Origin of the sequence: Pseudomonas sp. G11-1 (assembly GCF_024031555.1) — a bacterium.
Taxonomy (GTDB): domain Bacteria; phylum Pseudomonadota; class Gammaproteobacteria; order Pseudomonadales; family Pseudomonadaceae; genus Halopseudomonas; species Halopseudomonas bauzanensis.
In genome coordinates, this window is record NZ_QEYQ01000001.1 from 801594 (window position 1) to 814552 (window position 12959).

The window sequence follows — 12959 nt, forward strand, 5'->3', positions numbered from 1 at the left end:
AAGATGCGCACATGAATAATGATGACGCCATTTTCCGACGGTTGGGCACAGAGCGCGAGGTGCTCACCGTCAGCCAACTCAATGCCCGGGCACGCAGCCTGCTGGAAGACGTTTTTCCACGGGTCTGGGTGGAAGGCGAATTGTCGAACCTCGCCCGCCCTTCCTCCGGTCATCTGTACTTTACCCTGAAGGATAGCGGCGCCCAGGTGCGTTGCGCCCTGTTCCGACAGAATGCCGCGCGCATTCGGCTCGATCTGCGCGACGGCTTACTGGTACAGGCCCGCGGCCGGGTGAGTCTGTATGAAGGCCGCGGCGATTATCAGATGATCATCGACAGCCTGGAGCCAGCCGGCGATGGTGCTCTGCGCCAGGCTTTCGAGGCACTCAAGGCCAAGTTGCAGGGCGAAGGGTTGTTCGCCGCCGAAGGCAAGCGTCCGATGCCGACCCATCCCACTCGCATCGGCATCATCACCTCGCCCAGCGGCGCAGCGGTACGGGACATCATCAGCGTATTCGGCCGCCGTGCGCCTTTCATCGAGCTGGTCATCAGCCCTACCGCGGTACAGGGCCGCGATGCCGCGCCGCAGATCGTGCGTGCGCTGGAACGGGCTGACCGGGGTGGTTTCGATGCGCTGATCCTAGCCCGCGGCGGCGGCTCGCTGGAAGATCTCTGGCCCTTCAATGAAGAGCTGGTCGCCCGCGCCGTTGCCGCCTGCCGTACACCGATCATCAGCGCGGTAGGGCATGAAACCGATGTATCGATCAGTGACTTCGTCGCCGACCTGCGCGCACCCACCCCATCGGCGGCAGCAGAACTGCTGAGCCCTGACACCCAGGCCATGCTGGCCCAGCTGCAGCGCAGCCACCGTCAGCTGCAACAATGCATGAAGGTAAGATTGGCCCGCGACAACCTGCGCCTGGATAACCTGCGCCGGCGTCTGCGCCATCCCGGCGAGCGCCTGGCGCAGCAGGCCCAGCGGCTGGACGAACTGGAAATGCGCATGCAACGCGCCCTGCACCACCGCCTGCAACACCGCCGCCAGCGGCTGGAGCATCTGCAGGGTCGCTTGCAGCACCAGCATCCCGGCCGGCGCCTGGCGCTGCTCGGCGAACGCCTCGAACAACTGCAGCTGCGCCTGCCGCGCAGCATGCAACAGCGCCTGCAGCAGCATCGCCAGCAGTTGGGTAACGCCGCGCAGACCCTGCAGCTGGTCAGCCCCCTGGCCACCCTGGGCCGCGGTTACAGCATCCTGCTGGACGAGCGCGGCCAGGCAATTCGCAGTCGCAATGAAACCCGCCCCGGCCAGCAGCTGAAGGCGCGGCTCCACGACGGCCAATTGACCCTGCGCGTCGAGGAAGAGCAACCACATACCCTGCCACTGCTGGACTGAGTCGGCACAGCAATCGTCATCCGTCTTTGCTAGGATGGCCGGCGCCGCACCCTGCGGCGCCAAACCCACTCCATAATTGGGAATGTCATGGAATCGCAATACAACGACGTCATCAACTGGCTGGAAGATTATCCCCAGCTCTATACCCTGCTCGCGCTCACCGCCCTGATCCTCGGCGCCTGGATCGCCAACTGGATCGTCAAGCGCATCCTGATCCGCGGCCTCATGCACCTACTGCGCTCCACGCCAGTGGGCAACGACCGAGCGCTACATGATTCCCATGTCATTTCCCGGCTGGCCAATATTGTCCCGGCGCTGATTCTGTCCATCGGTATCGGCGTGATTCCCGGCCTGTCCGAGACGCTGATCACCATCGTGCGCAACGTATGTGGCGCGTTCATCATTCTCACTATCGCCCTGGCTATCGCCAGTGCGCTGACGCTCGTCAACACCATTTACGAACGTCGTCCCAAGGCACGGATGAAGCCCATCAAGGGCTACATTCAGGTGATCAACATTGTCATCTATTCGATCGCCACCATCCTGATCATCGCCACGCTGATCGACCGCTCGCCGCTGATTCTGCTCTCCGGTCTGGGTGCCATGGCAGCCGTGTTGATGTTGATCTTCCAGGACACTTTGCTATCGCTGGTCGCCAGTGTGCAGATCAGCTCCAACGATATCGTGCGGGTGGGCGACTGGGTGGAAATGCCCGCGCTGAGCGCCGATGGTGATGTGATTGATATCTCCCTGCACACCGTCAAGGTGCAGAATTGGGACAAGACCATCACGACCATTCCGACCAAGCGCCTGATCAGCGACCCGTTCAAGAACTGGCGGGGCATGCAGGAGTCCGGCGGTCGGCGCATCAAGCGCAGCCTCATGCTTGATCAGCAGAGCGTGCATTTCCTGGACGATGACGAGTGCCAACATCTGCACCGCTTCCGGTTACTGAGCGATTACCTCAAGGACAAACAGACCGATATCGATGATTGGAACCGCCAGTTGCAGGAACAAGGCCAGGAGCCGGTGAACACGCGTCGAATCACCAATATCGGCACCTTCCGCGCCTATGTTGATCGCTACCTGCGCAGCCACCCAGGCATTCATCAGGAAATGACGCTGATGGTCCGCCAGCTCGCGCCCACACCCGACGGCCTGCCGATGGAACTGTATTGTTTCACCAATACCGTGGCCTGGGTCGCCTATGAGGGAATCCAGTCGGATATCTTCGATCATCTGCTGGCGATCCTTCCGGAATTCGGCTTGCGTGTATTCCAGCATCCGAGCGGCGATGATCTGCGGCACATGAATCTGCCCCAGCGTACTTCCTCGGAGGCTGGCGTCACGTCGCTGGGCTGAGGATCACCGGCGCGCCTGACCGGGCGCGCCGGATTCTGGCGTAGGAAGCGGAAAAACGACACTTCCGAGCAACCAGAAAGCCGAATCCACTCCTGAATCAGCAGAATATTGCTTTTTCTTCGCCCTTATTGCCATCAAACCTACATAGTCGTAAAGTTTTCAGCATGAAAACACCACAAACACTCATCACCCTTCGGCAGCATGCCTGCCTCTGCCTGGTCAGCCGGCGACTGCGTCACTGACGCGCTTTTCCCTGCCCGATGCACTAAGGCCCGCCGTGGTCCCCCACCGCTAGCCCGCCCAGAATACAGAACAGGATTTTCATCATGACCATGCTCACCGATCCGTCCAGCAAGTACCGTCCGTTCACTCCCATCGCGCTGCCTGATCGCACCTGGCCGGACAAGGTCATCAACCAGGCACCGATCTGGCTGTCCACCGACCTGCGCGATGGCAATCAGTCGCTGATCGAACCGATGGATGCGGAAAAGAAGATGCGCTTTTTCAAGTGCCTGGTCGCGATCGGCGTGAAGGAAATCGAAGTCGGCTTCCCATCCGCCTCCCAGACCGATTTCGACTTCGTGCGCGAGTTGATCGAGGGCGGGCATATTCCCGATGACGTCACCATCCAGGTACTGACCCAGGCCCGTGACGATCTGATCGAGCGGACGTTCGAGTCGGTCAAAGGCGCCAAGCAGGCCATCGTGCACTACTACAATGCCTGTGCCCCCGCCTTCCGCAAGATTGTTTTCAATCAGGACAAAGCCGGGGTGAAAGCCATTGCCATCGCCGCGGGCAAAACCATCCGGCGCCTGGCTGAAGCCGCGCCGGAAACCAACTGGGGCTTCGAGTACTCCCCTGAGGTGTTCAGCTCGACCGAGACCGATTTTGCCGTCGAGGTATGCAACGCCGTGATTGGCGTGTTCGAGCCGACCCCACAGCGCAAGCTGATCCTCAACCTGCCCGCGACTATCGAATGCGCTACGCCGAACAACTATGCCGACCAGATCGAGTGGTTCGGTCGGCATATCGACCGGCGTGACAGCGTGCTGATCAGCGTGCATACCCACAATGATCGCGGCACTGGCGTTGCCGCCTCGGAGTTGGCGGTAATGGCCGGCGCTGATCGCGTCGAAGGTTGCCTGTTCGGCAATGGCGAACGCACCGGCAACGTCTGCCTGGTCACCCTGGCGCTGAACCTCTATACCCAGGGCGTCGATCCGCAGCTGGACTTTTCCGATATCGACGCGGTACGCAAGGTAGTCGAGGATTGCAATCAGTTGCCGGTTCACCCGCGCCACCCCTATGCCGGCGACCTGGTGCACACCGCCTTCTCCGGCTCGCACCAGGATGCGATCCGCAAGGGCTTCGCCCAGCAGGACCCGAACGCCGTCTGGGAAGTACCCTACCTGCCGATCGACCCGGCGGATATCGGTCGCAGCTACGAGGCGGTGATCCGCGTCAACAGCCAGTCCGGCAAAGGCGGCATCACCTACCTGCTGGAGCAGGAGTATGGAATCGCCCTGCCGCGGCGCTTGCAGATCGAGTTCAGCCAGGTGGTACAAGGTGAAACCGATCGCCTCGGTCTGGAAATGACCGCCGAGCAGATCCACCAACTGCTGCAGCGCGAATATCTGCAGGCCACCACCCCCTATGCCCTGGTTCGCCACCGGCTGCAGGAAGAGAATGGCACCAGCGCGGTGGATGTCGAGGTAATCAACGCTGGCACTACCCAGCATTGGCGCGGCATTGGCAAAGGCCCGCTGGAGGCATTGGTCGCCGGCCTGCCGGAAGCCGTGGAGATCATCGACTACCATGAACATGCCATCGGCTCGGGCAGCGATGCCAAGGCAGCAGCGTATATCGAGGTCCGCCTGGATAATGGCCGCCCCTTGCACGGTATTGGCATCGATGAAAACCTGACTGCGGCCAGTTTCCGGGCGCTGTTCAGCGCATTGAACCGGGCCAAGCAACAGGCCGCAGCCCAGGCCGCCTGAGTTCGGCATTAGGCGGGATACAAGCCCTTCACCAGTTGGCGGCGAGGCTTACTCCCAAACCGAACCGGCAGGCTTGTGATAGAACGCCAACAGCACCTAGAATCAGCGCATGTCCATTCAACATGCGCTGCTTACCTCACTTCTGGAAAAACCCTCCTCCGGCTACGAGCTGGCTAACCGCTTCGATCATTCGATCGGCTATTTCTGGCAGGCGACCCACCAGCAGATCTACCGAGAGCTGGGACGCATGACCGAGGCTGGCTGGCTGCTGGTCGAGCATAACCCTACCGGTACCGGCCGGCGGAAAAAGATCTATCACGTGCTCGATGCTGGTCGCCAGGAGCTGGCGCGCTGGGTGGGTGACAGCGGGGGCCCGGGCAGAAATGATCAGGCCCTGCTGATCAAGCTGCGCGCCGAAGCGGTCATGGGGCCGCTGGGAGTGGGCAGGGAGTTGCGGCGCCTGGTCGAGCAGCACCAGCAACGCCTGCAAATGTATCGCGATATCGAACAGCGCGACTTTTCCAACCCCACGATGAGCCATGCGCAGAAACTGCAGTATGCCGTCTTGCGCATGGGCATCAAGACTGAAGAAAACTGGTTGGCCTGGGCCAAGGAAACCTTGCCGCTGGTGGAGTGATACCGGCTAACAGCGGCTCCCCGCACTGGTCCGGGAGACAAGCGTCACCGCAGCGGCGTTGAGCCCCGCTCCACCGGTCAAGAGGGAACTCGATCTTCCAGAAGTCCGAGTTCCCTCGATGCAGTTACAGGCTCGACAAGCGTTCGCGGGCGGCCTGGTACTCTGTCCGCAAGCGCTCGATCAGCTCCGCTGCGGGCACCACCTGCTTCACCGCACCAACGCCCTGCCCCGCACCCCATATATCCCGCCAGGCCTTGGCCTTGCTGCTGCCGCCAGAGCCAAAGTTCATTTTCGACGGGTCGGACTCAGGCAGCGCTTCCGGGTCCAGGCCACTGTTGACGATGCTCTTTTTCAGATAGTTGCCATGCACACCGGTAAACAGGTTGGAGTAGGTAATATCCGACGCAGTGCTGTCGACGATCATGTCCTTGTAGGCCTGTTCTGCGTTGGCCTCGGCGGTGGCGATGAACGCCGAGCCGATATAGGCCAGATCCGCGCCCGCTGCCTGGGCGGCAAGGATGGCGTTGCCATTGGAAATAGCCCCGGACAACAGCAGAGGTCCATCGAACCACTCGCGGATCTCGTGAATCAGGGCGAAGGGTGACAGGGTACCAGCATGTCCACCGGCGCCTGCCGCCACGGCGATCAGGCCGTCGGCGCCTTTCTCGATGGCCTTCTTCGCATAGAAGTTGTTGATGACATCATGCAATACGATGCCACCATAGGAGTGAATGGCCTCGTTCACATCCTCGCGGGCCCCCAGCGACGTGATGATGATCGGCACCTCATACTTCACGCACAACGCCAGATCCTGCTCCAGGCGGTCATTGGACTTATGCACGATCTGGTTGACCGCGAAGGGCGCCGCGGGCCGCTCCGGATTCTGAGCATTATATTCAGCCAGCTCGCTGGTAATACGCTGCAGCCATTGCTCGAATACTTCTATCGGACGGGCGTTCAGCGATGGAAAAGCTCCCACCACGCCAGCCTTGCACTGGGCAATGACCAGATCGGGGTTGGAGATGATGAACAATGGCGAGCCAACTACCGGAATGGATAACCGGCCCTTGAGAAGATCAGGTAAAGACATTGTCACTCCACATACAATCAGATTGTTGAAACAAGGGGTCAGGCGCCGGCCTGGCCTTTGAGAACCGCGATATGGGGCGCCATCCGCTTGCCCATTTCCTCGGCCAGCGCCTGCAGGCCGTTGAGCGGACGCACCATGACTTCGAACTCGAGGATCCGGCCCTCAGCATCAAAACGCAGCATATCGATACCCTTGAGCTGCTTGCCCTTGACGGTGGCACTGAACTCCAACACCGCGCTGGTGCCGTCATCGCTGACGAAACTGCGGTGGTAGGTGAAGTTCTCGAATACCTGATTGACGTTCTTCAATACCAATTTGATGGCAGTTTTACCTGGATAAGGTTGATGCGCGACCGGCGAGCGGAACACGATGTCATCGGCCAACCAGGGATCAAGTTCTTCCATGGCATTGCGCTCGAGAATCTCATGCCAGGCGGCCAGTGTGCGCTGCGCTGCGGCGGATAATTGTTGTTCTTGCATGATTGCATTTCCGTGTTTGGCAAAAAGGGCAGCCGCCTGACCGATTGACCAGCATTCAGGTGACCCGTTGGCAGATAACACCGGAATGAAATTAGCAAACTCCAGCCAACCAATGCAACTAGTTGCATATTATGTGGCGCGAATTGGATGCAGCAACCCCATAAACGACAATCCCGCCTACGTGGCGGGATTGTCGTGAACTGAATGGCTGGCTCGATCAGCGCTTGTCTCTACGCTTTTTCTCGGCCTTCTTGTGGTGGCTCATCAGGCGGCGTTTCTTGTTCACCTGACGCTCGGACAGCTTGTTCTTCTTCTCCGCGAAGGGGTTGTCGCCACCCTTGTATTCAATGCGGATCGGCGTACCGGACAGCTTGAGCACCTTGCGGAAGGTGTTTTCCAGATACCGGGTATAGGAGCGCGGTACCGCGTCCACCTGGTTGCCATGGATAACGATGATCGGCGGGTTGGAACCACCCAGGTGGGCATAGCGCAGCTTGATCCGGCGCCCATTGACCAGCGGCGGCTGGTGCTCGGATACCGCGGCTTCGAGGATCTCGGTCATGCGTTTGGTGGGAATCTTGGCCATGGCACTTTCAAAGGCCTGATCAACCGACTTGTAGAGCAGCCCGACGCCACTACCGTGCAGCGCGGAAATGAAATGCTGATCGGCAAACTGGGTGAAGATCAACCGACGCTCCAGCTCCTTCTTCACGTACTCCTTCTCGCCCTGCTCCATGCCATCCCACTTGTTGATGGCGACCACCAGGGCACGGCCGGACTCCAGCACGAAGCCCAGCAGGTGCAGATCCTGTTCCACGATGCCTTCCCGGGCGTCGACCACGAAGATCACCACGTTGGCGTCCTGAATCGCCTGCAGCGTCTTGATCACCGAGAACTTCTCGATGGCCTCGAAGACCTTGCCGCGGCGCCGCACACCAGCGGTATCGATCAAGGTGTAGGGCTTGTCATGGCGCTCATAGGGAATATAGATGCTGTCGCGGGTGGTACCGGCCTGGTCGAACACGACCACCCGCTCCTCGCCCAACATGCGGTTGACCAGGGTGGACTTGCCCACGTTGGGACGGCCGATCACCGCGATCTTGGTGCCGATGGGCGTCACCGGCAGGCGTTCGACGGGGTTACCCTCCTCGTCCAGCTCCGGCTCGGCCTGGATGTCGCCCTTGACCAGTACGGCTTCGAGCATGGGGTTGATATTGCGTCCATGAGCCGCGGCGATGCCAATCGGAGTACCCAGGCCCAAGGGAGCAAACTCACCGAGGATCGAATCCTGATCAGCACCATCGACCTTGTTGGCAATCAGGAAGGTGTGCTTGTCACGCTTGCGCAAATGTTCGGCAATCATCTCATCGCCAGCAGTACGACCGGCGCGCGCGTCGACCAGGAACAGTACCGCATCGGCTTCCTCGATGGCCTGCAGGGACTGCCCGGCCATGATGGTATCGATGCCGTGCTCGTCACCGGTCAACCCACCGGTATCCACGAGGATATAGGGCTGCCCCTGCCAGACCGCCTCGCCGTACTGGCGGTCACGGGTCAACCCCGCCACGTCGGCGACTATGGCGTCACGACTTTTGGTCAGACGGTTGAACAACGTGGATTTGCCGACATTCGGCCGGCCCACCAGGGCAATGACAGGAACCATGATTACTCCGCGCACCTTATTGGTGCCAAACAAAAACAAAAAGGCCGCTGCTCCTTCTTTGGGCAGCGGCCGGAAAGTATAACCTGTTTCGGCGTCAGCGCAGTTGGTAAGCCGCCAGATCGCCGCTGTTGCCATACACATACAGGGTGTCGCCCTGCACGATCGGTGTTACCCGCACACCCTTGCGGTCGACCCGCACGCGCCCTACCAGGCGGCCATCGGTCTGGGCCAGCAGATGCACATAGCCTTCGAAGTCGGCCACCGCCACATAGCTGCTGAAGGCCACCGGCCCGGTAAGCTGGCGACGTTGCAGGCTGTCATTGGTCCACAGCGGCGTAGCACGATTCTGATCATAGGCTTCGACGGTGCCGCCGGCCTGACTCAGATAGACGCTGCCAAAACCAATGGCGGCACCGGCGTGGCTGGAGCTCGGGCGCTGCCAGCGAATGGAGCCGGATTCTGCATCCAGCGCCACAAGGTTACCCTGGTAGGTGGCTGCGTAGAGGGTCTGATCATCCAGCAACAGCCGGCCATCGATGTCTACCATGCGCTCCAGCTCCGAACGACCAACCGGCTGGGCGATACGCTGTTCCCACAAGGGAATGCCGTTCTGCGCATCCAGTGCCACTACACGACCGCTGGCCAGGCCTGCGTAGACGCGATGCAAGGATACGATCGGCTCACTGTGCCCGCGCACGGTCAGCACTGGCAGGCTGGACTCATAGAGCCAGCGCTGCTCGCCGGTACCGATATCCAGGGCCACCAGCTTGTCGTCCTGGGTCTGCACCACTACCACGTCGCCGTTGGTCTGCGGCGGGGCCAGCACTTCGCTGGACACCTGCGCGCGCCAGAGTTCGCTGCCATCGGCTTCATCAAGAACAATCACCACGCCATTGAGCGTACCCAGCATGACGCGGCCACCGCCAGCGCCCACCGCACCGGACAGCGGCTCCTTGAGCTTGACCTGCCAGTTGACCGAGCCAGTATCGCGATCCATGGCCACTACCCGGCCCTTGGCATCGGCGGCGTACAGAGTCAATCCGTCGATGCTCGGCTGCAGCTGGTTGAACAGTTCGCCCTGTCCAACGCCAATATTGCGTTTCCAGCTGCGCTCCAGTTGGACCTCAGCATCGAATTTTTCCAGTTCTGCCGGGGGCAATTCCTTCTTGCCGGAACTACCACAGCCGACCAGCAGCAGGGCAGCAAGCCCGGCGGCCAGAGTTCGGGACATCAGCTTCAAGAGGCTTCCTCCGCCAGGTCATCCAGTTTCAGCTGCAGTTGCGGCCGAGTACGTGGGTCAGGAGTGGCTTCCAGCGCCGCCTGATAGGCCTGACGCGCATCCGCCACGCGATCCAGGCTCAGTAGCAAGTCACCGCGCACTTCCTCGCGGCCGGCCAACAGCTCGCCGGTCACCGGCACAGTGAACAGTTCGAGGCCTTCCTCGGCGCGCTCCAATTGACCCAGCACACGGGCCAGACGCTGACGAGCCACTTCCTGCAGGGCCAGGTCGTCGCCATCTTTGGCTACATCGCGCAGCAGGGCTTCGGCGGAATCGAAATCACCAGCCTCCACCGCCAGACGCGCCTGCATCAGCGCGGCAAAGCTGGCGTAGCGGGTACCGGGATAATCCTTGCGCAAGGTCTCGGCCAACTCGGCACCACGTGTGCGGCTCGCCTCGCTGTCATCCTGCAGTACGTTCTCCAGCATGCTCTGGTAGACGGCTGAGGCATTACTGGCCTTGTTTTCCTGGTAGTTGGTCCAGCCATTCCAGCCGAACACGCCGGCCAGCGCCAATACCACGCCGGTCAGCACAGGCACACCATGGCGATGCCAGACTTCCTTGATCCGCTCTACCTGTTCTTCTTCTGTCTGGTTACTCACCCTGCTCTCCTTTACCGCATCCGATTAATCGCTATTACTGCAAAACCTTGCGCAGTTGTTCAGGCACCGCATCCCAGGCCAGCGTCAGCTGCTCGCCGTCGCCACGCAGGGGCTTGAAGCCAACCTGCCCCGCTGCTGCTTCTTCTTCACCGAGAATCAGCGCGTACAGTGCGCCGGATTTGTCGGCCTTCTTGAACTGGCTCTTGAAACTGCCGCCGCCACAATGCACTACCAGACGTATGCCGGGCAAGGCGTCGCGCAGCTGTTCAGCCAGACGGATAGCCGGCTGCTGTGTTTCAGTGCCCAGAGTGACCAGATAGACATCAACCTGCCGGGACAGTTCGGCGGGCACCTTGCCAAGGGTCTCGATCAGCAGCAGCAGGCGTTCGATGCCCATGGCAAAGCCTACCGCCGGCGCCGGCTTGCCGCCGAGCTGCTCGACCAGGCCATCATAACGGCCGCCAGCACAGACGGTGCCCTGGGCCCCGAGCCGGTCAGTGACCCATTCAAACACTGTCAGTCCGTAGTAATCCAGTCCGCGGACCAGCCGGGGATTGATTACATAGGGAATGCCGGCAGCGTCCAGCAGCGCGCGCAGGCCCTCGAAATGAGCGCGAGCCTCATCATTCAGGTAATCGGCGAGCTTCGGCGCGTCGGCCAACAGAGCCTGGGTATCGGGGTTCTTGCTGTCCAGTACCCGCAGTGGATTGCTGTCGAGGCGGCGCTGGCTGTCTTCATCCAGTTGCTCGAAGCGCTCGCGCAGGTAGGCGACCAGATCGTCCCGATAACGGGCCCGGTCGGCGCTGGAGCCGAGACTGTTGAGCTCCAGAGTCACCGCCTCGTCCAGCCCGAGCATACGCCACAGGCGCCAGCTCAGGATGATCAGTTCGGCATCGATATCGGGGCCACCCAGGTTGAAGGTTTCCACTCCCACCTGATGGAACTGCCGATAACGGCCTTTCTGCGGCCGCTCATGGCGGAACATCGGCCCGGTGTACCAGACCTTGTGACTGACGCCGCCACCGAGCAGGCCGTGTTCGAGCATCGCACGCACACACCCGGCGGTACCTTCGGGGCGCAGAGTCAACGAGTCGCCGTTACGGTCGGCGAAGGTGTACATTTCCTTTTCGACGATGTCAGTGACCTCGCCGATGGAGCGTTTGAACAGCTCGGTGGGCTCGACGATCGGCAGACGGATCTGCTGATAGCCGTAACCGGCCAGGACCTTGCCCACGGTAGCTTCAAAATATTGCCACAGCGCACTGTCGGCGGGCAGGATGTCGTTCATGCCGCGCACGGCTTGCAAGTTCTTCAAAATCGTTATTCCTTGTCTGCTACCAACTGCTCAACCGCGGGCGATGGTGTTGTCATCCAACGCCTGCTTGGCAGCAATCTTGTCGCGAATCAGTTTTTCCAGGCGGTCCACCATGTCGTCGTTGGTCACCTTCTGGCTCGGCGCCCCGTCGACATAGACCAGATTGTTCGGCGAGCCACCGGCCAGGCCGATATCGGCTTCCTTGGCTTCGCCCGGGCCATTGACTACGCAACCGATAACCGCCACGTCCAGCGGCACGACCACGTCGTCCAAGCGTGCTTCCAGCTCGTTCATGGTCTTGACCACATCAAAATTCTGCCGCGAGCAGCTGGGGCAGGCGATGAAGTTGATGCCACGTGAGCGCAGGCGCAGAGACTTGAGAATGTCGAAGCCGACCTTGATTTCCTGGACCGGATCGGCCGCCAGGGAAATACGGATGGTGTCGCCGATGCCTTCAGCCAGCAGCATGCCCAGGCCGACCGAGGACTTCACTGTGCCCGAGCGCAGGCCACCGGCCTCGGTGATGCCCAGGTGCAGCGGTTGCTCGATCTGCGCGGCCAGCAAGCGGTAGGCGCCAACGGCCATGAACACGTCGGAGGCTTTCACGCTGACCTTGAAGTCCTGAAAGTCCAGCTTGTCGAAATGATCGACATGGCGCAGCGCGGACTCCAGCAAAGCTTCCGGGGTCGGTTCGCCATACTTCTTCTGCAGGTCCTTTTCCAGCGAACCGGCGTTGACGCCGATGCGGATCGGAATGCCGTGGTGGCGCGCGGCATCGACCACGGCGCGAATCCGGTCTTCGCGACCGATGTTGCCCGGGTTGATGCGCAGACAGTCAACACCCAACTCGGCCACCCGCAGTGCGATCTTGTAGTCGAAATGGATATCGGCCACCAGCGGCATGCTCACCTGCTTGCGGATTTCGCCGAAGGCTTCGGCGGCTTCCATGCTCGGCACGGACACGCGCACGATATCGGCGCCAACCGCTTCAAGCTGGCGAATCTGGCCCACAGTAGCTGCCACATCGCAGGTTTCGGTGTTGGTCATGCTCTGTACGGAGATGGGCGCGTCGCCGCCCACCAGCACCGAGCCTACGCGGATCTGGCGTGATTTTCTGCGTTTGACCGGGGATTGCTGATGCATT

The 12959-nt window shown here is 60.9% G+C and carries 11 protein-coding genes; 4 read left to right on the forward strand and 7 right to left on the reverse strand.

The genetic code is table 11. From position 1 onward, the window contains the following. The first annotated feature begins 11 nt into the window (after positions 1-11). The 4 genes from xseA to DHB74_RS03735 all read left to right on the forward strand — a co-directional run bounded on the left by xseA (position 12) and on the right by DHB74_RS03735 (position 5387). A complete protein-coding gene (gene xseA, locus DHB74_RS03720) occupies positions 12-1391 on the forward strand; it encodes an exodeoxyribonuclease VII large subunit (RefSeq protein ID WP_036989395.1) in 1380 nt (459 codons plus the stop codon). A gap of 87 nt (positions 1392-1478) precedes the next feature. After that, positions 1479-2753, forward strand: a complete 1275-nt coding sequence (locus DHB74_RS03725; RefSeq protein WP_036989393.1) for a mechanosensitive ion channel family protein — start codon at positions 1479-1481, stop codon at positions 2751-2753. Between the two features lie 326 nt (positions 2754-3079). After that, positions 3080-4750, forward strand: a complete 1671-nt coding sequence (leuA, locus tag DHB74_RS03730; RefSeq protein WP_136868865.1) for a 2-isopropylmalate synthase — start codon at positions 3080-3082, stop codon at positions 4748-4750. Between the two features lie 109 nt (positions 4751-4859). Then, positions 4860-5387, forward strand: coding sequence for a PadR family transcriptional regulator (locus tag DHB74_RS03735; RefSeq protein ID WP_036989390.1), 528 nt, complete (start codon positions 4860-4862; stop codon positions 5385-5387). Between the two features lie 124 nt (positions 5388-5511). On the opposite strand, the gene DHB74_RS03740 is transcribed toward DHB74_RS03735, so the two are convergent. From DHB74_RS03740 to ispG, 7 genes are all read right to left on the reverse strand, one after another. Further along, entirely contained in the window at positions 5512-6477 is a 966-nt protein-coding gene (locus DHB74_RS03740) for an NAD(P)H-dependent flavin oxidoreductase (protein ID WP_036989388.1), read from the reverse strand. Between the two features lie 38 nt (positions 6478-6515). Then, on the reverse strand, positions 6516-6956 hold the full coding sequence (locus DHB74_RS03745; protein WP_136868863.1) for a nuclear transport factor 2 family protein: 441 nt from the start codon (positions 6954-6956) through the stop codon (positions 6516-6518). A gap of 217 nt (positions 6957-7173) precedes the next feature. After that, positions 7174-8619 (reverse strand): ribosome biogenesis GTPase Der, encoded by a 1446-nt coding sequence (gene der / locus DHB74_RS03750; protein WP_036990224.1) that lies wholly within the window; start codon positions 8617-8619, stop codon positions 7174-7176. A gap of 94 nt (positions 8620-8713) precedes the next feature. Next, positions 8714-9850, reverse strand: coding sequence for an outer membrane protein assembly factor BamB (gene bamB / locus DHB74_RS03755; RefSeq protein WP_036990222.1), 1137 nt, complete (start codon positions 9848-9850; stop codon positions 8714-8716). 5 nt (positions 9851-9855) lie between these two features. Continuing rightward, positions 9856-10500: a YfgM family protein gene (locus tag DHB74_RS03760; protein WP_036989384.1), complete on the reverse strand. Its 645-nt coding sequence runs from the start codon at positions 10498-10500 to the stop codon at positions 9856-9858. Between the two features lie 34 nt (positions 10501-10534). Beyond that, positions 10535-11818: a histidine--tRNA ligase gene (gene hisS / locus DHB74_RS03765; protein WP_036989382.1), complete on the reverse strand. Its 1284-nt coding sequence runs from the start codon at positions 11816-11818 to the stop codon at positions 10535-10537. Between the two features lie 27 nt (positions 11819-11845). Further along, positions 11846-12958, reverse strand: coding sequence for a flavodoxin-dependent (E)-4-hydroxy-3-methylbut-2-enyl-diphosphate synthase (ispG, locus tag DHB74_RS03770; protein ID WP_036989380.1), 1113 nt, complete (start codon positions 12956-12958; stop codon positions 11846-11848). Position 12959: the final 1 nt, after the last annotated feature.

Excerpts from the sequence above, each read along its gene's own strand:
- xseA (WP_036989395.1), top strand. The coding sequence starts at position 12 with ATGAATAATGATGACGCCATTTTCCGACGGTTGGGCACAGAGCGCGAG.
- DHB74_RS03725 (WP_036989393.1), top strand. The coding sequence starts at position 1,479 with ATGGAATCGCAATACAACGACGTCATCAACTGGCTGGAAGATTATCCC.
- leuA (WP_136868865.1), top strand. The coding sequence starts at position 3,080 with ATGACCATGCTCACCGATCCGTCCAGCAAGTACCGTCCGTTCACTCCC.
- DHB74_RS03735 (WP_036989390.1), top strand. The coding sequence starts at position 4,860 with ATGTCCATTCAACATGCGCTGCTTACCTCACTTCTGGAAAAACCCTCC.
- DHB74_RS03740 (WP_036989388.1), bottom strand. The coding sequence starts at position 6,477 with ATGTCTTTACCTGATCTTCTCAAGGGCCGGTTATCCATTCCGGTAGTT.
- DHB74_RS03745 (WP_136868863.1), bottom strand. The coding sequence starts at position 6,956 with ATGCAAGAACAACAATTATCCGCCGCAGCGCAGCGCACACTGGCCGCC.
- der (WP_036990224.1), bottom strand. The coding sequence starts at position 8,619 with ATGGTTCCTGTCATTGCCCTGGTGGGCCGGCCGAATGTCGGCAAATCC.
- bamB (WP_036990222.1), bottom strand. The coding sequence starts at position 9,850 with ATGTCCCGAACTCTGGCCGCCGGGCTTGCTGCCCTGCTGCTGGTCGGC.
- ispG (WP_036989380.1), bottom strand. The coding sequence starts at position 12,958 with ATGCATCAGCAATCCCCGGTCAAACGCAGAAAATCACGCCAGATCCGC.